This is a genomic window from Veillonella parvula (assembly GCF_032577575.1).
In the GTDB taxonomy this organism is placed as follows: Bacteria; Bacillota; Negativicutes; order Veillonellales; family Veillonellaceae; genus Veillonella.
On sequence record NZ_JAWFVO010000003.1, the window covers coordinates 203,166 to 222,596 of the forward strand.

At 42.0% G+C, this 19,431-nt stretch carries 14 protein-coding genes and 1 riboswitch; of the genes, 11 read left to right on the forward strand and 3 right to left on the reverse strand.

The genetic code is table 11. From position 1 onward, the window contains the following. Positions 1–34: 34 nt before the first annotated feature. The 6 genes from E7K77_RS06735 (at position 35) to E7K77_RS06760 (ending at position 9,045) form a co-directional block, all read left to right on the forward strand. Positions 35–1,183, forward strand: coding sequence for a glycoside hydrolase family 3 N-terminal domain-containing protein (locus E7K77_RS06735; protein ID WP_325306204.1), 1,149 nt, complete (start codon positions 35–37; stop codon positions 1,181–1,183). A 254-nt stretch (positions 1,184–1,437) separates the two neighbouring features. Beyond that, the gene (gene fucO / locus E7K77_RS06740; protein WP_325306203.1) at positions 1,438–2,589 is read left to right on the forward strand and encodes a lactaldehyde reductase; all 1,152 of its coding nucleotides are present in this window, start codon (positions 1,438–1,440) and stop codon (positions 2,587–2,589) included. A 298-nt stretch (positions 2,590–2,887) separates the two neighbouring features. After that, the gene (locus E7K77_RS06745) at positions 2,888–4,432 is read left to right on the forward strand and encodes a ClC family H(+)/Cl(-) exchange transporter (protein WP_325306202.1); all 1,545 of its coding nucleotides are present in this window, start codon (positions 2,888–2,890) and stop codon (positions 4,430–4,432) included. Positions 4,433–4,484: 52 nt separating this feature from the next. Continuing rightward, a complete protein-coding gene (locus E7K77_RS06750; RefSeq protein WP_325306201.1) occupies positions 4,485–4,934 on the forward strand; it encodes a GNAT family N-acetyltransferase in 450 nt (149 codons plus the stop codon). 25 nt (positions 4,935–4,959) lie between these two features. Then, complete coding sequence (locus tag E7K77_RS06755) at positions 4,960–5,754, forward strand: sulfite exporter TauE/SafE family protein (RefSeq protein WP_325306200.1); 795 nt, start codon at positions 4,960–4,962, stop codon at positions 5,752–5,754. Between the two features lie 468 nt (positions 5,755–6,222). Next, positions 6,223–9,045 (forward strand): FAD-binding and (Fe-S)-binding domain-containing protein, encoded by a 2,823-nt coding sequence (locus tag E7K77_RS06760; RefSeq protein ID WP_325306198.1) that lies wholly within the window; start codon positions 6,223–6,225, stop codon positions 9,043–9,045. Positions 9,046–9,331: 286 nt separating this feature from the next. Here E7K77_RS06760 and E7K77_RS06765 read toward each other — a convergent pair whose 3' ends face one another. Continuing rightward, positions 9,332–9,439, reverse strand: a complete 108-nt coding sequence (locus tag E7K77_RS06765) for a type I toxin-antitoxin system Fst family toxin (protein ID WP_227037232.1) — start codon at positions 9,437–9,439, stop codon at positions 9,332–9,334. A gap of 85 nt (positions 9,440–9,524) precedes the next feature. Here E7K77_RS06765 and E7K77_RS06770 point away from each other — a divergent pair, with 85 nt between their 5' ends. Beyond that, complete coding sequence (locus tag E7K77_RS06770; protein WP_325306197.1) at positions 9,525–10,166, forward strand: tetratricopeptide repeat protein; 642 nt, start codon at positions 9,525–9,527, stop codon at positions 10,164–10,166. A gap of 257 nt (positions 10,167–10,423) precedes the next feature. On the opposite strand, the gene E7K77_RS06775 is transcribed toward E7K77_RS06770, so the two are convergent. After that, positions 10,424–10,801 (reverse strand): type II toxin-antitoxin system HicB family antitoxin, encoded by a 378-nt coding sequence (locus tag E7K77_RS06775; RefSeq protein WP_008714666.1) that lies wholly within the window; start codon positions 10,799–10,801, stop codon positions 10,424–10,426. Between the two features lie 280 nt (positions 10,802–11,081). Here E7K77_RS06775 and E7K77_RS06780 point away from each other — a divergent pair, with 280 nt between their 5' ends. Continuing rightward, positions 11,082–11,981 (forward strand): DUF3829 domain-containing protein, encoded by a 900-nt coding sequence (locus E7K77_RS06780; RefSeq protein ID WP_325306196.1) that lies wholly within the window; start codon positions 11,082–11,084, stop codon positions 11,979–11,981. A 108-nt stretch (positions 11,982–12,089) separates the two neighbouring features. Here E7K77_RS06780 and rarD read toward each other — a convergent pair whose 3' ends face one another. After that, a complete protein-coding gene (gene rarD, locus E7K77_RS06785) occupies positions 12,090–12,986 on the reverse strand; it encodes an EamA family transporter RarD (protein WP_195213366.1) in 897 nt (298 codons plus the stop codon). Between the two features lie 160 nt (positions 12,987–13,146). Further along, positions 13,147–13,322: riboswitch (cobalamin riboswitch) on the forward strand. 290 nt (positions 13,323–13,612) lie between these two features. Between rarD and E7K77_RS06790 the strand changes: the two genes are divergently transcribed. From E7K77_RS06790 to meaB, 3 genes are read left to right on the forward strand one after another with little or no spacing between them, the layout of a single operon-like run. After that, complete coding sequence (locus E7K77_RS06790; protein WP_325306195.1) at positions 13,613–15,775, forward strand: methylmalonyl-CoA mutase family protein; 2,163 nt, start codon at positions 13,613–13,615, stop codon at positions 15,773–15,775. Between the two features lie 4 nt (positions 15,776–15,779). Then, entirely contained in the window at positions 15,780–17,969 is a 2,190-nt protein-coding gene (gene scpA, locus E7K77_RS06795; protein ID WP_004694550.1) for a methylmalonyl-CoA mutase, read from the forward strand. Further along, positions 17,962–19,215, forward strand: a complete 1,254-nt coding sequence (gene meaB / locus E7K77_RS06800) for a methylmalonyl Co-A mutase-associated GTPase MeaB (protein ID WP_004694551.1) — start codon at positions 17,962–17,964, stop codon at positions 19,213–19,215. Before scpA ends, meaB begins: the two co-directional genes overlap by 8 nt. The last annotated feature ends 216 nt before the right edge of the window (positions 19,216–19,431 follow it).

Genomic DNA, 19,431 nt, shown 5'->3' on the forward strand with positions numbered 1-19,431 from the left:
CATAATACTTTTTTGAGATTTAAGGGAGGTATGCATGTTTCGACGTTTCGTAGCAGCCACTATGATTGGTGCATTAGCACTCACAACGGGCTGCGGTTTACATAATCCATTTACTTCAAAGGCAGAGCCTGTGACCTATGAGTCCGTGGCACAAAGCGAGCTTTCACCAGAGCAAAAGGTGGACAAGTTAGTGGCTAATATGTCCGATGCAGACAAGGTGGGGCAATTGTTGATGATTGGCATTCACGGCAAGACGTTGAATGATGATGCTAAATTCATGCTCAACGAGTACCGCGTGGGAGGCATCATTTTGTTTGATCGAAATATGGAGTCCAAGGATCAAGTTAAAACGCTCATTGCAGATATTAATAAGGCTGGTAAAAGCGCCGGTTTAACGCCACTGTTCCTCGGCATCGACCAAGAGGGCGGTGCAGTAGCGCGCATGGATGATAAGCTCATCAAGGTTCCTCCCGCTGAGGAGGTAGGCAAAATGCCCGTTGAGCAAGCTTCATCCTTGGCAAAAGAGGTAGGCATTGAGTTGAAAGACTTGGGCTTTAACATTAACTTTGCTCCTGTGGCGGACTTAGGATTAACCTATGGTCGCTCTTATAGTACGAGCCCTGATGAGGCCGTTCGCTATGCAGGCGCCGTTGGCAAGGCTTACGATGAAGCGGGCTTGTGGTATTCCTATAAGCACTTTCCGGGCATTGGTAAGACCGATGTAGACTTGCACGCTGACACAAGTATCGTTCCTGTCTCTAAAGAAACATTGCTTTCAGAGGATACAAAGGTATTCGTAGACCTCATCAAACAGTCCAAACCGAATACCTATACAATCATGGTGTCTCATGCGATGTACCCACAAATCGATCCAGATCATCCTGCTAGTTTATCGAAAGCAATTATTACCGATTGGTTGCGCAAGAACATAGGCTATAATGGCGTTGTGGTAACGGACGATATGGACATGGGGGCCCTTGCAAATCACTATACTTTTGGCGATATGGCGGTGCAATCCATCCTCGCCGGCAGTGATATCTTGCTCGTGTGTCACGAATACGAACACATGCAAGAGGCGTATAACGGCCTTATGAAAGCCGTGAAAGACGGTCGTATCTCGAAAGAACGACTCGACGAATCGGTGAAACGAATCTTGCTCATGAAAATGAATAAAATTTCTTAGAATTTCTTATTTTAAGGAAGGAATTTTAAGAGTATATCACGAATATAGACAGTGGAAATACTATTCATGGACGGCGAATCTGAGTTGACACTTAATGGAGACAAACTTTAGAATCGTTACAATAGAAAAATATATAGTGTATACATAACGTGCTATCAAGGATTTTATTAAACCGATAGAGAATTAATAAGTAAAGTGATTCTCTGTCGGTTTATTTTTTTATTGTATAGTTTGTTTTGTTAGGAGTGAAGTATATGGCTCGCAGAATAATGTTGAACGGCACGTCTTATTTTGGGCAAGGCGCGATTCAGGAGATTGTGAACGAAATTAAGAATCGCCATTTCAAAAAAGCCCTCGTTACATCTACGCCAGATTTATTTGAATTTAAAGTGGCTACAAAGGTTACGGATTTGCTTGATGCGGCAGGTATTGCTTATGAAGTCTACGACGGTATCAAACCAAATCCTACCATCGAAAACGTAACGGCTGGTGTTGAGGCTTGTAAAGCGGCTGGCGCCGATGTTATCGTTGCTGTTGGTGGCGGTAGCCCGATCGATACAAGCAAGGCGATTGCTACTATTATTACGAACCCTGAGTTCGCCGATGTACGCAGCCTTGAAGGTTTAGCGCCTACTAAAAATCCATGCTTGCCAATCATCGCTGTTACAACAACATCTGGTACGGCTACAGAGGTTACTATCAACTACGTTATTACAGACGTTGAAAAGAACCGCAAATTTGTTTGCGTTGACCCGCATGACATCCCGATCGTTGCCATCGTAGATCCTGATATGTCCGCGTCTATGCCGACAGGTCTTTGCGCGGCCACAGGTATGGATGCCCTCGTACACGCCGTAGAAGGTTATATCACAAAAGGTGCGTGGGAGCTAACTGATATGCTCCATTTGAAAGCTATCGAAATCATTGGTCGTTCCTTGCGTAGCGCTGTGGCTGGCGATTATGCAGGCCGTGAAGCTATGTCTTTAGGTCAATACATTGCGGGTATGGGCTTCTCCAACGTAGGTCTCGGCATTGTTCACTCCATGGCTCATCCATTGAGTGCTGTGTACGATATCCCTCATGGTAAGGCTTGTGCGATGCTGTTAACAGCAGTATTGAAATTCAATGCCCCTGCTACAGGTGAAAAATATCGTGAAATCGCTCGCGTTATGGGCGTTCCTAATGTAGATGCTATGGATGAAGCAACCTATCGTCAAGCGGCTATCGACGTAATTCAGAAATTAGCTGATGACGTAGGTATTCCTAAATCTCTTAGCGAAGCAGGCGTAAAACGGGAAGATATTCCATTCCTCGCTGAATCTGCTTTCAACGATGCATGTACACCTGGTAACCCACGGGATGCCTCTTTAGAAGAAATAATCGGCATCTATGAATCCATATTCTAATTAGCGTCTTTACATATTTCAAATACCTCCGAATGTGTAAAGAAAATACATTTACACACTTGCTTAACAAAACTAGCCATCTCTTTTTAGAGGTGGCTAGCTTTGTGTTTAAAGCGCTATCTATTGTTTTGTGATTCGGACCTTTGATCTCGTGTTCCGTGAGAAAGCTATTTTTATACGTAATCCTTTCTTGAAAATGGTGGTTTACATAAGTATACTAAGGATATGAATGCATAGTTCGTGTAGACCTATGTCGGCAGAGGAACGGTTGGTTTTGGTCACTGCTAAGGAGGATGTTATGAAATTATGGAAATTTAATAAGCGTAGTTCTACCTTGGCAGATATGTCCATGAATCGAGTGCTCTTAACGGAGCTCATTGCAAAGGGTGCTCTTGTTGGGGTGATTGCAGGTTTTTTGGGGGCATCATACCGCTATTTGATACTTGAATCGGAGCATATCAGGTGGCATTTGATGGATGATATTACTATGGAATGGGCCATAGGTTGGCTTGTGGTAATGGTCATTTTTGCGTTTATTGTAGATCGATTGCTCGCATGGGCCCCATTGTCTGGTGGTTCTGGTATCCCGCAAATTGAAGGGGAAATGCTTGGACTCTTTGATATGAAGCCCTATCGGACACTAGTATCTAAAATGATTGGTGGCGTACTGACCGGCTTTGCAGGATTTTCCGTAGGTCGTGAAGGGCCAGCCGTACAGATTGGTGGTTCTGCCGGCAAAATCGTGTCTTACTGGATGAATTCGGGGCTACGAGAACAGCGTATTTTGACATCCGCAGGTGCTGGGGCAGGCTTAACAGCTGCCTTTAGTGCGCCCGTATCGGGAGCGATGTTCGTCTTTGAAGAGGTACATAAAAGCTTTTATCCGTATCTCGTTGTACCAACCTTCGTGGCAACTTTGATTTCTAACTATATTACAGTTAGTATCTTTGGACTTACACCAGCGTTGGGCTTTACGGTGACCTCAGGGGTTCCTCTTGAATATTTCCCGATACTGCTCATGGTTGGTGTTATCATGGGGCTATGTGGCGTGTTATTTTGCCGTATGATTTTTGCTTTCAAGAGGTTCTTTGACTGGCTCAAATGTTCTCGATTCTTGAAATTAGCCCTTACCTTTGTGGCAGTGGCAGCCATTGGCTTTGATTCGCAGCTCCTCTTGGGTGGGGGCAATGACCTTGTGGGTCAGCTTGCCTTTCAATCTCATGGCGTATTGCTCTTAGGTGGCATCGTATTAGGCAAGATTTTACTTACCACCTTCTGCTATGGCAGTGGTGCTCAAGGGGGCATATTTTTGCCCATGCTCGTAATTGGTGCTGCAACAGGTGCTTTTTGTGAAAGCTTACTTTCAACCTTAGGACTTATTTCTCCTGATTTTGTACCACAGTTCGTTATCTGTGCCATGGGAGGTATGTTAGCGGCCGCTATGCGGACCCCAATTTTGGCGATTTTGCTCGTTCTTGAAATGACGGATAGTTTCTCTAATATTTATGCTATCGGTATCGTTACGCTCGTGGCCTATCTTGTGGCGGAGCTTTTAAAAGAACCGCCGATTTACGATTCCTTGTTGCAAGCCATGAGTGGTCAAAGCAATCTAGAATCGGTGCAAACCTTCTTTCAAACGAAGGTGCCTGTGGTGGCAAATTATACGGATGTACAGCTACAAGACTTGGCATTACCAGATGGTACATTGATCGTAAGTATTCGCCGTAATGGTACCTACATTGTGCCATTAGGCGATGTAAAACTCGAGCCAGGCGATGAATTACAAGTCTCCTGTGAACGTGGCCGATTGAAGGCGGCTAAGGAATTTTTCCAATCAAATTAGTCATTATATCTAAAGCTAATCGTTGATTCGTGGTATATATTAGGAGTAGTTTATGAAAATTGTGAAAGCTACTGAGTCAGATGTATTGGATCTGTACCGTTTGCAATTGCTTACATTTGAAAGCGAAGCGGAGATGATTGGAAGTCGAATGGTTCCTGCATTGATGGAGTCGGAAGAGGAGTTTAAAGCTACTTTCACCCAATGGCATACCTATAAACTAGTAGATGATGGGGGAAGAATCATCGGAGGTATTCGCTATCAATATGACGATGGCGTGGTAGAGGTCGGTCGCTTGATGGTGCATCAAAACCATCGGCAACAAGGGTTGGCTCGGAAGTTATTAGTTTTCGTAGATGAACAATGCAGTCAAGACCGGCGTGTATTATATACATGTACGAAAAGCTGGATCAATATAAAGTTATATACAAAAATGGGGTATAAAGCCGTTAGAGAAATACAGGATGAAACGGGATTATCTTTTGTATATATGGAGAAACAATAATTCAAACGGCATGGGAGGGGTTAATGTGCTTGATAATATAGTGGTATTCTATATATTTTTTACCATAGTTGGCTTTTTAGCTGCTATGATTGGTACCATCATCGGTGCCGGTGGAGGACTTGTCTTTGTGCCTCTCTTTATGTACTGGTTCCCAGAGTGGTCTCCGTCCATGGTCGTAGGAACATCGCTTTTTTCTGTTATGTGTAACGCCATTTCTGGATCTATAGCGTATCTTAAGCAAAAAAAGGTATACATTAACGCTGCTATCATCTTTAGTCTTGCTACCTTTCCGGGGGCTATTTTAGGTGCCCAAATGTCTGGATGGTTCTCTGGTAAAGGCTTTATGTTTGCCTTTGGATGCTTTATGCTGTGTGCATCCGTATTGATTAGTTTTAAAAATTTTAGAAAAGGGGAAAGAAAGGAAGAAAGCCTTACTCTTGAGCAGTTGAGCTATAGCAAACCTATCGGTATTAGCATTAGTTTCTTTGTAGGTTTCATCTCCAGTATCTTTGGTATCGGTGGAGGACTTATTCATGTGCCGGCTTTGATTTATCTCATGGGATTTCCTACACATATGGCAACAGCTACAAGTCAATCTATTCTCGCCGTATCAACAACGGTGGGGGTTATTACACATTTAATTGAAAGTCACATCGTATTTAGCATTGCTATCCCTACTAGTATTGGCGCTATCTTTGGAGCTCAAGCGGGGGCCCGTATTGCAAAACGTCTCAAAGCAAAAGCTATCCTCGCCCTCATGAGCATAGCTGTCTTTGCATTGGCGGTACGCCTCATTCTTAAATCTGGTATCTTGGGATGATATAACTTAATACAAGCCCTCTAATGGTGATTCGTAAGCATGTTACCATTAGAGGGCTTTCTGTATTTTCAGCATTTTATAAAAGGGTATAACTAAAAGTCATAGAGAACTATAAATGAGAATGAAAAATTTAAAATATATAAATCATACTATTTTTATGCATAATGTTAGTAATGTATTTACTATAGAATTATGGGTAGTACGAATCGTTATTTAGAGAAGTTTTAGTATATTATTACTGACTATATCTATACATGCTTAATAAATAAGGATTCTTGATTGTATATGAGGAAAAATGGGTACATGATAATGCTAATGAGATGTACTTTCAACTGAGGGAATAAAAGGGGAATGCATATCGATTTTTATTAGAAGAGATATAAATTATGCATAATTATAGTGAGGAGAATGAGAACGGCGTATACTAAAAGTAATAGATTCCTTAAGAAAGGATAGGAGGAAATAGAAGTGAGTACACTTATTAGAGATTATGAACGTTTTGCCAAGGAGGCAAATGAGATTTGTAAAGGTCGCGTATACACCGATCATTTACGTCGTTATGCATATGGCGTTGATGCGTCTTGCTATAGCTATTTACCAAAGGTAGTTGTTAAAGCTGAAGATGAACGAGAAGTAAGACGGCTTATTCGTTTGTGTCAACAATGTGGGACACCATTTACATTCCGTGCGGCCGGCTCCTCCTTGTCTGGTCAATGCTCCAGTGAAGATGTGCTCATCGTATGTAATGATGGCTTCAAGAAAATGGAAGTTATTGATGATGGGAAAGCCTTGAAATGTGAGTGCGGTGTTATCGGTTCCGATGCGAATGATTTATTGAAGCCGTACAATCGTAAAATTGGTCCAGATCCTGCAACGCTTGCCACAGCATTAGTAGGTGGTATCTTGAATAATAACTCCTCTGGTATGTGCTGTGGTACGGCGCAAAACTCTTATAAAACAATTCGGTCCATTCGCGTTGTGTTATTAGATGGCTCCATCCTTGATACGTCTGACCAAAAGAGTATTGATCAATTCCTTAAAGAAAAACCTCAAATGGTAGAGGATATCTTACAATTGCGTAAGGATATTTTGGCCGATGAAGAATTGACACACTTGATTCACCATAAGTACAAAATCAAAAATACCACAGGTTACGGCTTGAACTCCCTTGTTGATTTTGAAGATATTATCGATATCATCAACCACTTGTTCATCGGTTCTGAAGGTACATTAGGTTTCGTGTCTGAAATCGTATATAACACTGTTGAGGACGTACCGTATAAAGGCTGCGGTCTCATGTTCTTTAAAACATTGAACGATGCATCTCTTGCTGTTGTAGCCTTGGCTAATATGGGTCGTGACAAGGTTGTTGCTGCGGAAATGATGGACTATCAATCCCTTAAGGCCGTTCAAGCGCTAGACAATGTGCCTGACTTCGTTCGCGAAGTTCCTGAAGGTACAAGTGCTATTTTGTTCCAAACTGAAAGCTACTCCAAAGAAACTGTCGATGCAAACTTAGCTTTTATTAAAGATAAATTGAAAGATATTCCAACAGCTATTCCAAGTCTTTACTCCCAAGATCCTAAAGAATACGATTCTTGGTGGGCTATCCGTAAAGGTATCTTGCCAATCGTTGGTGGTCAACGTAGAAAAGGCACCACTGTTATTACAGAAGACGTATGTTTCCAAATCGAAGACTTCACTAAGGGCATCGAAATGCTTACCGAATTATTCCATAAATACGATTTCGTAGACGGTGGCGTGATCTTTGGCCATGCGTTGTCTGGTAATGTTCACTTTAACATTACACCTGACTTCAGCGATCCTAAAGATACTAAGAACTTCGGTGACTTGGTAAAAGAAATGTCTGAACGCGTCTCTGGCTTCGGTGGTTCTTTAAAAGCTGAACATGGTACAGGCCGTATGGTGGCACCGTTTATTGAAATGGAATGGGGGCGTAAAGCGTACGAGATCAACCGTCGTATTAAAGCTATCTTTGACCCTGAACGTATCTTGAATCCTGATGTTATCATTACTGATGACCCAGATGTGTATAAGAAAAATCTTAAAGCTCAATGCGTTATCGATGATGCTTTTACAATCTGTATGGAATGTGGTTTCTGTGAAAAACATTGTCCAAGCCGCAATTTAACATTGACTCCTCGTCAACGTATTGCATTGTTGCGTGAAACAAAACGCCTTGAAAACGAAGGCAATTTCACATTGGCTGTGGAGCTTAAAAAAGGCTATGAATACTTTGGTGTAGATACCTGTGCTGCGTGCTCCATGTGTAAAGGTCTTTGCCCACTCAGCATCGATACGGCTCAAATTGCATTATCCATGCGTCGCATCGATCCTCCAGCACCAGAATTGGCTAAGAAGATTTACGATAATTTCCCTACTACACTTCAAATGGCTCGTGCCGGCGTAAGTCTCGAAGGTATTGCCGGTTCTATCGTTACGCAAAAAGCGATTTCCAAGATTACAGAAGGCTTACATGGTGTAACTGGTATTACTCCGTACATTCCTAAGACTACGCCTAAGGCCAACCGTTACAGATTGAGAAGCCGCATTAAACCGACTAATTTTGAAAAGGTTGTATACTTTAGTACCTGTGCGAACCGTGCGTTCAAACCTAATCAAGGTTATGACGATGAACGTAGCTTGCAACAAGTAGTGGAAAGCTTATGTAATAAGGCCCATATCGATATTATCTACCCTGAACATATCGAAAACCTCTGCTGTGGCTTGAGCTTTGAAAACTACGATGACGTTCATGAGCGTGCTGTGAAAGACTTACACGATGCGTTGATGAAAGCATCTCAAAATGGTAAATACCCAATCGTGATTGACCATAGTGCATGCTTTAATCATGCTTTCAAACATATGCCAGACTTAGAAATCAACGATATTTCTGAATTCTTGTGCAAATACGTTGTGCCTCATCTCGACATTGAAAAATGCGATGAACGGGTCATCGTACATAAACAATGTAAGATTAAATCCTTGAATAAGTCTCAGTATATCGAGGATTTAGCTCGTCTATGCACAGACCATGTATTCAACATTAAATCCTTTGCATGTGATGGCTTTGCTGGTCAAAAAGGGTTCTTCACACCAGAACTCAACAAATGTGCTACCAAAGACCTTGCAGCTGAAATCGCTGAATACGGTGCAACACTAGGCGTAAGCTCCAGCTCTACCTGTGAAATCGGCCTTGGCGAAAACGGCGGCATCCCATTCATTGGTGTTGCATTCCTATTGGACCGTTGCTCTAAGGCTAAGAAATAAGTCTTGTATATCTATTGCTATTTACGTTAACGTTGCTAGTAGTTTACACTAAGGTTACTAGTAGGTTGGGTTAAAGTAACTGGTAGTTTATGTTAATGTTGCTTTAATATTGCTCGTAAATTATGTTAAAACTACTAATAGTTTTTAGGAGTTTTATGAGATTTATTGCTAATTCTTTATTTTTCTAAGAAATGTGGTATACTAAACGTAGGTAGTAGAGTGTATGAAATTACCTGCAATATAACCAAAAAAAAAAGGACGAGTGGCAGCTCGTCCTTTTTCTTGCTTATTTTTTGTTTTTATTGTTAAGCCAGTAGCTGTAGGTAGTTACAACTAAGGCAACAATAATAGGGGCAAGCAAGGTGCCCCAGAGTGCATAAAACAGCTCCTGCAATATACCACCTCCTTTCGGGAGGTATTTTATATTATATCATCATGCTATGGAGTCTTGTATATAATAAATGATTGGAGAATTTCTAATGAAGAAGGTTGTGCTTTTCTTTCTTTTAATAATAGCCCTTACGGGATGTGGGTTGAATCAAAATACGAATAGTAATAAAACAGAATCAAATGCAACTAGTTCTGCTACTGGTTCCTCTACATCTGCTGCGGGAAACAGCCAAGCGACTACTAAGCAAGATGGACATCTAATTACAGCAAAGCAAGCCTTATCCGCTGGTGAGTATGCGAAAGCCATAGAGGAAGCTACAGCGTCCATTAAGAATAATGCTAATAATGCAGAAGCCTATTCTGTACGTGGCTTTGCAACAGCATTAAACGGTGATGCGGCTAAAGGTTTGATAGATACTAAAAAGGCTTATGATTTAGACCCTAACAATGTGGCTAATTACTATAACATGGCCATGGTCTATAAGTTGCAAGGGCAGTTAAACGATTCTAAACAATGGTTTGAAAAGGTATTGGAAAAGGACCCTAGTAACACCTGGTCTGTGTATGGTATTGCTACCATTTATGCAGACCAAGGGGAAGATACTAAGGCCCTTGATTGGTTAGAAAAGGCTATAAAAATTGATCCCTCTGTAAAATCCGTTGCAGCCGAACAAGACCATTTTGAACGCTTTCACAATAACGGACGATTTAAAACGTTGGTAGAATTATAGACATGGATGTGAAACAGATGATTCGCCTTATTATAAAGGTGATAGGATTTATATATTGGCTTATTTTTCTATACCTTGGCGGTCTAATGGTCGTAGCCTGGTCAGGGTTTATGTCCCAACATAATATAGAAACACCCCTATTCCTTACATATTTGGTGTTTATAGGTTGTTTTGTAACGCCGTATATTATGCTGTACTGGAAGAAGCTAAATCCTAATGTGAAAGCTCTATTTTTGCTGAGCAATTGATGATGTAAATTACATTGTTTTCTCTACTAATGCTTCTTGTAAAAGTTGAGAAAAGTTAATTCCTTTAGCTAATGCTCTATCGTTTAACCAGGCAGGAATCGTTAGGGTTTTCTTTACGGACTTACTATTTTTAGCTAAATCAATATCTGTTTGCACTAATGTAGGATATGTTGTATCGGTACATGGTAAGCTGCGAATAGATGTGGGGGTAGGTAGAGTTTGTCCATCTTCTAAAGCGCCTAATATATAGAGTTCCATAGCCTCTTGTGCATTGGTTATTAATTCTGTTAGTGTTGAGCCGGTGCTACTAGTGTATTCGAGATCTGGAAATTCGGCCCAGAAACCATCGGCATCATCATGGATTATAGCAGGGTATATAAACTTCATAGGTCCTCCTAATAGTAAATCCTTATCCTTCATATTCTCTCCTTTCATGATAACACGTGTATACGTACAAAACAATTATTAGGAGTTATACATTCTTATTTATAGTCTAGCAGTATATAAAGGAAAATAGGGGTGATCATTGGTCACCCCTGATTCTATTAGTCACTTGACAAAATTGATAAATGACCTTTATATATTAATCCTATTCATAAAAATCATATTAGTATATAATTAATATATATAAATTAGGTTGTGTATTGATGGAAGGAGAGGATTCATCATGAAATCATTTGGTAAAAGGGTAGCAATGGCTGTGTTGTGTGCGGCGACATTGACAGCCCCATTTTTTTTGAGCGGTTGTAGTATGTCAGAACTATGGCAGGGTACTGAACAGAGCCGCAAGGAAATTGCGCAGCGGTCTGAGCAGGATCAGGTGCAGTTATTTAATCAATATGTGAAAGCTGTAAGTCGATACAATCGCATGGCGGTAATGTTTGATTATGCGAATACGCCAACTCTTAATGAGTTAAAAGCGGGGCAGCATTTAACTGTATTTAATGCACCGAACTTTAAGCAGCTACAAAAAGAATTAGAAGAGGCTAAGCAAGCAGGTATTCCGTATGATGAAATGAAGGAGCCTTTAGATAAGCTACTTTCAAAATTGAACGAAATTACACCGGTAGCGGAAGAGCTCGATGCATATTATAAATCTAAAGGGTATACCACAGATAATTATGCTAAGGAGCAACAATTAGGCCCTAAATATGTTCAATTGTATGAGCAATTTGTTCCTATTTATGCTGATTTTGATAATGTTATGCATAAAATTAATACAGACCGCTTGCAACAACGGTTGCAACAATTGCGTGATGCAGGCAAGAAAAATGCCGCTGCAGCACAAGAGGTTCATTTGCGATTTACTGCGGTCCTAGAAAAGATCGATAGTGAAAAACAACTAGACGTAAATGCTATCAATCAAGAGTTGCAATCTATTGGTGATGTATCAAATGGTATTACTAGTCCTAAATATGATTCTGTTAAGACCTCTGTAAACTCTACGATTGGTGCAATCCGTACCTATATGGGATCAAAACAAGATAATGACTATAATCGTATGATTGAGGCCTATAACCATTACATTTCTAATCTGAATACGACCAATATGAATGAGTTAGATTAAAATAAATTAGATTAAAATAAGTTAGATTAATACGTCTATATAAAAGAAAGCTGTATCAAATGAGAATATCATTTGATACAGCTTTTTAGTTGATATATAGGATATACCTTACTTTTTTAGGCTAATGCGCGTTGTAATTTGGCTTGATAACGAGAATAATACTAAGGCTATCCAGATACAACCGAAGGCGATTATCTGTGGTGTGCCAAAGCTTTCACCAAAGTAGAAGATGGCTAGCAACAAGGCAATGGTAGGGGATACATATTGCAAGAAGCCTAGTAGGTTGAGCGGCAATAGCTGCGCACCATAGGAGAATAGCACCAATGGGACAGATGTAGTTAGACCGCAGGCTATGAGCAACATGGTCGTATACCAGTCTGTGCCGAAATAGGACCACACGGTATTATCGACCATGGTCGTATATAGTAAGGCTAGCGGTGTTAATAGCCAGGCCTCAAAGGCGATGCTCGTAAAGGGAGAGATGAGCAGTTTCTTTTTTACGGCCCCATAGAGACCGAAGGAAACGGCGAGGATCATCGATACTAATGGCAAGGATCCCACTTGATAGGTGAGTAAGGCGATGCCGATGGTAGCGATAAGGACACTCAGCTTTTTCGGTATAGATAGAACCTCTTTAAATAGGATGACACCTAATACTACATTGAAGAGTGGGTTGATGTAATAGCCAAGGCTCGTGTTCATAACTTGATTATTGGCGATGGCCCAAATGTAGGTGAACCAGTTTACACTGATGATGACTGCCGCAACTAAAAGTAGGAATAGTTGTGAACGTTGTTCTTTTAGTAATTGAAAGTCCTTTTTGAATTGTTTAAAGTGTAGGCCAAATACAACGATAGCCATGCAAACACCTGACCAGATAATACGCTGTGCCAGTATATTATACGGTGAAACATGGTTTAATAATGCCCAATATAGAGGGAGTAAGCCCCAAATTATATAACAACTAAGGGCTGTGATTAACCCTTTTCTACTTGTATGCTCCATAATGCCTCCTCGTGATAGTACTTATTATATCACTAATACTCAAGTCATGCGTTTTAGTTATTGCATATGATTTTCAGTTATAACTTTGATTTTGGCACTTATGATTAAATGTTATGTTCATTGACTTTGTGCATATTGTTACACTATATTGGACTTAGAACAACGAATATAGAGAATAGGTGTCGCAAGACTTAATAGAGAAATCGGTATAAGCCGATGCGGTCCCGCCACTGTAAGGATGAGTCTGCTTTCATACATGTCACTGGAGTAATCTGGGAAGGCGAAAGCGAGGTGATGATCCCGAGCCAGGAGAACTGCCTATTTGATAATCACCGTTATGTACCTACGAGCGATAGGAAGGGGATTGGGGTATGCTGGCTACAGTATTTTTTAGTGTACCTTTCAATAAGAAACCTTACGTGTCACTTTAGGTGGCACGTTTTTTATTGCCCTTAGAGTGGATGTTGAGTATAGGAATCAGGTTTTATAGATATTAAACAGATGGACACATTTTGAGGTTGATGTGGTCCAATAAGATAAAGCTCGAGTGATTCATATATCTAACAATTCGCAGGTACGGTGCGCTGTTTCTCGGTATGGTTTCGAGTTGAAAAGGAGGCACATATATGTCTGACAAAAAGACTTCAAAGGATGCTGAACGTGATTTATTAGCACCTGTATCCTTTGATGAGTTTAAGAAACCTACGTATGAACAATGGCAGGCCGAGGTTGAAAAAGCGTTAAAAGGTGGCGACTTCCATAAGAAGATGTTCACTAAAACCTATGAGGGAATTACGTTACAACCAATTTATACGCCTGCATTGCATGGAGAAAAAATTCCAAAGGGTGTATACCCTGGGGCAGGTGAGTTCCTACGTGGCACAAAGGCAAGTGGTTATATTAAAGACTCTTGGGGCGTATCCCAATATGTAGACGAATCTTTTCCTAAGGATGCTAACCATGCAAGTTTATACGAAATTGTAAAAGGTGGCACCATTCACAATATTCGTCTTGATGAAGCAACACGCCATGATCAAGATGTGCAAGTAGGCGCAGCTGTTGGTATCGGCGGTACATCTCTGTCTACTATGGATGATTGTAGCCAATTGATTGAGCGTTTTAATTTGAAGGAAAACCCTTTATACATTGAAACAGGTGCTTCTGCAGCTATCTTGCTCGGTATGTTAGCCGCTACGGTGAAAGGCTCTAAAAAACAGACCTCTGACTTGAAAGGTCTCGTTGGTGCAGACCCTATTGGTGTTTGGGCTAAAGATGGTACATTGCATATGTCTTTAGATACAGCCTTTGATGAAATGGCACATACTGTTGTATGGGCTAAAGAGCAAGCTCCAGAGCTTAAAACTGTACTCGTATCTGGTGATGTATACGCTAATGGTGGCGCGAACGATGTGCAAGAGGTTGCGTATGCATTGGCGACAGCGGTTTGCTACGTACGTCAATTGGCACAACGTAACATCGATATTCACACTATTGCTAACAGCATGATGTTTACATTCTCCTTGGGTGCAAACTTCTTCATGGAAATTGCTAAATTACGTGCATTACGTGTGCTTTGGGCGCGCATCATGGAAGCGTTCGGTGCCGAAGAAGCTGACCGTGCTGTTCATGTACACGGCAGAACATCGGCTTTCACAAAAACTGTATACGACCCATATGTAAACTTGTTGCGCAATACAACACAATCATTCTCTGGCGTTGTAGGCGGTTTGAATAGCCTTGAAGTGTCCCCATTCGACCAACCAATTCGCAAAGCTGACGATTTCTCTCGCCGTATTGCCCGTAATATTCAAGTGATGTTACAAACTGAGTTCGAGTTACGTCAACCAGTGGACCCTGTAGGTGGTTCTTGGTATGTGGAAACATTGGCAGCTGAATTATGCGAAAAAATTTGGGCCGAGTTCCAAACTATTGAGTCTAAAGGTGGTATCATAGCAGCCTTGAAAGAAGGCTATCCACAAGCTCAAGTTAAAGCAGTTCTTGATGAACGCTTCAAAAACCTTGCATTCCGCAAAGATGTGGCTGTAGGTAACAACATGTATGCGAATATGACTGAAGAATTGCTTGATCCAAAACCAGAAAATCAAGAAACATTGCGTCAAAAACGGGTTGCTCAAATCGAAGAGTACTTGGCGAGTGCGGAGCCAGATGCTGTTGTGAAAGCACAGGCTACCCTAGAAGCAGGTACGACAGAGCCAGGCGCTTTGATTGGCCTTATTGAACTCGGTGCATTACAAAAATTAACAATACGTCAAATCCGCAAGGCTTTAGATGCTGGCGATATTGCATCCGAAACGATTGAATCCATTGCAGCCCATCGCTGGACTGAACAGTTTGAAGCACTTCGCATGCGCACTGAGAATTATAAACAACGTACGAAAGATAATGTGAAGGTATTCTTGGCCAATATGGGGCCAATCCCTCAACATAAACCTCGTGCGGACTTCTCCACAGGCTTCTTCGAAGTAGGGGCTTTTGAAGTTATCAAAAATGATGGTCATGAAACAACGGCTGATGCGGCGAAAGCTGCTCGTGAAAGTGGTGCTGATGTTGTTGTTATCTGTTCTACAGATGATACCTATCCAGAATTGGTACCACCACTCGCTAAGGAATTGAAAGAAACTATGCCACATGTAACGGTTATTTTAGCAGGGGCACCTCCTAAGGACTTAGAACCTGTATACCGTGAAGCTGGCGTGGACGACTTCATTTCTGTTCGTGCAAATTGTTACGAAATCTTGAATACGTTACAAGATAAGAAAGGGATGTGAGCTCATGTTTAAAAATCCAGACTTCTCCTCTCTTGGCTTGGGATCTCAGACAGCAACATCTCGCGATGCATGGCTTGCTGAACTTCAAAAAGAAACAGGAAAAAGCTTTGAAGATTTATATAATACAACAATGGAGCAAATCCAACTAAAGCCTCTCTATACAGAGATGGATTATGAAGGAATGACACACCTTGACTATATGGCTGGTGTACCTCCATTCTTGCGTGGACCTTATTCCACAATGTATGTTACTCGTCCTTGGACAGTACGTCAGTACGCTGGTTTCTCCACAGCGGAAGAATCCAATGCGTTCTATCGTCGTAACTTGGCAGCGGGCCAAAAAGGTTTGTCTATCGCCTTTGACCTTGCTACTCACCGTGGTTATGATTCCGATCATCCTCGTGTAGTAGGTGACGTTGGTAAAGCGGGTGTTGCGGTAGACTCCATCCTCGACATGGAAATTCTATTCTCTGGTATCCCTCTTGATCAAATGTCCGTATCCATGACAATGAACGGCGCCGTATTGCCAGTAATGGCGTTCTACATCTTGGCTGGTGAAGAACAAGGCGTAGATAAAAAGGTTATGGCTGGTACAATTCAAAATGATATTTTGAAAGAGTTCATGGTACGTAATACCTATATTTACCCTCCAGCTACATCTATGCGTATTATCGGTGATATCTTTGCGTATACATCCCAGTACATGCCTAAGTTCAACAGTATTTCCATTTCTGGCTACCATATGCAAGAAGCGGGCGCTACTGCAGATATCGAATTAGGTTACACATTGGCCGATGGTCTCGAATATATCCGTACCGGTGTTAATGCAGGCCTTCATGTTGACCAGTTCGCACCACGGTTGTCCTTCTTCTGGGCAATTGGTAAAAACTACTTCATGGAAGTGGCAAAAATGCGTGCGGCTCGTATGTTGTGGGCTAAGATTATCAATAGCTTCGGCTCTGAAAATCCTAAATCCATGGCACTTCGTACACATAGCCAAACATCTGGTTGGTCTCTTACAGAACAAGATCCGTTCAACAACGTGGCTCGTACATGTATGGAAGCGATGGGTGCCGCGTTAGGTCATACGCAATCTCTACATACAAATGCGCTTGACGAAGCCATTGCGTTGCCTACGGACTTCTCTGCACGTATTGCGCGTAACACTCAGCTTTACATCCAAGATGAAACTAAGGTATGTAAGGTTATCGACCCATGGGGCGGTTCCTACTATGTAGAAGCGTTGACTGATGAATTGATTCGTCGCGCTTGGGGTCATATCCAAGAAATCGAATCCCTTGGCGGTATGGCGAAAGCTATCGACACAGGGCTTCCTAAGATGCGTATCGAAGAAGCTGCCGCACGTCGCCAAGCTCGTATCGACTCTGGTCGTGAAGCAATCATCGGTATCAATAAATATCGTCTAGATAAAGAAGATCCATTGGATATCCTCGACGTAGATAACACAGCTGTACGGGAAGCGCAAATTCGTCGTCTCGAACAATTGCGTGCTAACCGGGATGAAGAAAAGGTTCAATCATGTCTTGAAGCGATCACAAAGGCTACAGAATCGGGTGAAGGTAACTTGCTTGCCCTTGCACTTGAAGCGGCTCGTGCTCGTGCATCCTTGGGTGAGATTTCCTTTGCTGTTGAAAAGGTATGCGGTCGTCATAAAGCGGTTATTCGCTCTATTTCCGGTGTATACTCCAGCGAATTTGAAGATGACGATGTAATCAAAGAAGTACGCCAAATGGCAGATAACTTTGAAGAACTCGAAGGTCGTCGCCCTCGTATCATGATTGCGAAGATGGGCCAAGACGGTCATGACCGTGGTGCCAAAGTTATCGCTACATCCTTCGCGGATATGGGCTTTGACGTGGATATCGGACCTTTGTTCCAAACTCCAGAAGAAACAGCACAAGATGCGGTGGATAATGACGTTCATATTGTCGGATTTAGTTCTCTTGCGGCGGGGCATAAGACATTATTGCCTCAACTTGTAGAGGAACTCAACAAGCGGGGCCGTGGAGATATTTTAGTTGCCATCGGCGGCGTAATCCCTGCTCAGGACTATGAATTCCTACGCGAACATGGCGCAGTGGCTATCTTTGGCCCTGGTACAGTTTTGCCAGTAGCGGCGAAAAAATTACTAGAAACATTGACTAGTCACGTTCAAGACGAGTCTCATGACTGATAACAAACGGCCTACTCCGGATGAATTGCGCAATACACAGGACGCAACTTTCACCACTGGTGAAGGCAAAGCCCCTGAATTAGGTGTAAAAAACGCAAGCACCGAGGGTAGTACCTATCGTCCCGACTGGGTGCCAGAAGAAGCGAAGAAAGATGATACTTACGCGTGTCACGTAATGAAAGGCGTCAAGGAAATGCATGACGGCCTCTTATCTAGTTCAGCTCATCTGGCTCCAGCGGTACGTCCCGTACAGCGGCGAAAGAAATTGACTGTCGCTGATTATGTACGCGGTATCGAGCAGGGGGACCGCGTTATACTTTCACGGGCTATCACATTAGTAGAAAGTAATAATAAGGACCATTTCAAACTAGCTCAACAGGTGTTGCAAGCCGTATTGCCTCGCACGGGCAAGGCATTGCGCATCGGTATTACTGGTGTGCCTGGGGCTGGTAAAAGTACGTTTATTGAAGCCTTCGGTAACATGCTCATTGAAGCGGGTTACAAGGTTGCCGTACTGGCTGTAGACCCTACGAGCCAAGTCACAAAAGGCAGTATCTTGGGTGATAAAACGCGGATGGAAACGTTGACGAAACACCCAGAGGCTTATATTCGTCCATCGCCAGCTGGTGGTACACTAGGCGGTGTGGCTCGTAAAAGTAGAGAAACTATGCTACTTTGTGAGGCTGCTGGGTACGATATTATTCTCGTTGAAACCGTTGGGGTTGGGCAAAGCGAAGTTACCGTGCGTTCCATGGTAGACTTCTTTATGCTCATCGTTTTAACGGGGGCAGGCGATGAATTGCAAGGCATCAAAAAAGGCGTTATGGAACTTGCTGATGCTATTGTGGTCAACAAGGCTGATGGAGATAATCTCAAACGAGCACTCATTGCTCGTAGTGATTACGATCGGATGTTACATTATATCCGTCCAGCTACGGAAAAATGGAAGACTCAAGCCTATACATGTTCAGCTGTTACAAAGGATGGCCTCGATGAATTGTGGGATGTTATCCAAGAGTTTACTGAACAAGGCAAAGAAAATGGGGTCTTCTTAAAACGTCGTCAAGAACAATCCCTCCGTTGGGTACGCGATATGATTGACGAACACTTGCACAACCTATTCTTTAACAATGTAGTCATTCAAGGTCGCATGGGCGAAGTCGAAGCCGCTGTCTTAGACGGTGAAATGAGCGAATCTCAAGCCGTTGAAGAACTTATTGGCGTTTTCGATAAGTCTTTACAATAAGTAGATCGGTAAATACATATTGTATTATTAAATATAATCGTATTGCTAAATATATATTAGATAAGCCGGCATAACTTATCTTAATACGCACTCCACTAGCAATCGTATGCATTTCGATATAACTACAGATGTATTTGTAAAAGGCATAGTATCAATGTTCACTGTTGGATTTGGACCAATAGTAGTTGCATACTATGCCTTTTTCTATGTCATAAT

Coding starts and splice junctions, on each gene's coding strand:
- E7K77_RS06750 (WP_325306201.1), top strand. CDS start 4,485: ATGAAAATTGTGAAAGCTACTGAGTCAGATGTATTGGATCTGTACCGT.
- fucO (WP_325306203.1), top strand. CDS start 1,438: ATGGCTCGCAGAATAATGTTGAACGGCACGTCTTATTTTGGGCAAGGC.
- E7K77_RS06770 (WP_325306197.1), top strand. CDS start 9,525: ATGAAGAAGGTTGTGCTTTTCTTTCTTTTAATAATAGCCCTTACGGGA.
- E7K77_RS06790 (WP_325306195.1), top strand. CDS start 13,613: ATGTCTGACAAAAAGACTTCAAAGGATGCTGAACGTGATTTATTAGCA.
- E7K77_RS06775 (WP_008714666.1), bottom strand. CDS start 10,801: ATGAAGTTTATATACCCTGCTATAATCCATGATGATGCCGATGGTTTC.
- E7K77_RS06745 (WP_325306202.1), top strand. CDS start 2,888: ATGAAATTATGGAAATTTAATAAGCGTAGTTCTACCTTGGCAGATATG.
- E7K77_RS06780 (WP_325306196.1), top strand. CDS start 11,082: ATGAAATCATTTGGTAAAAGGGTAGCAATGGCTGTGTTGTGTGCGGCG.
- rarD (WP_195213366.1), bottom strand. CDS start 12,986: ATGGAGCATACAAGTAGAAAAGGGTTAATCACAGCCCTTAGTTGTTAT.
- E7K77_RS06735 (WP_325306204.1), top strand. CDS start 35: ATGTTTCGACGTTTCGTAGCAGCCACTATGATTGGTGCATTAGCACTC.
- meaB (WP_004694551.1), top strand. CDS start 17,962: ATGACTGATAACAAACGGCCTACTCCGGATGAATTGCGCAATACACAG.
- scpA (WP_004694550.1), top strand. CDS start 15,780: ATGTTTAAAAATCCAGACTTCTCCTCTCTTGGCTTGGGATCTCAGACA.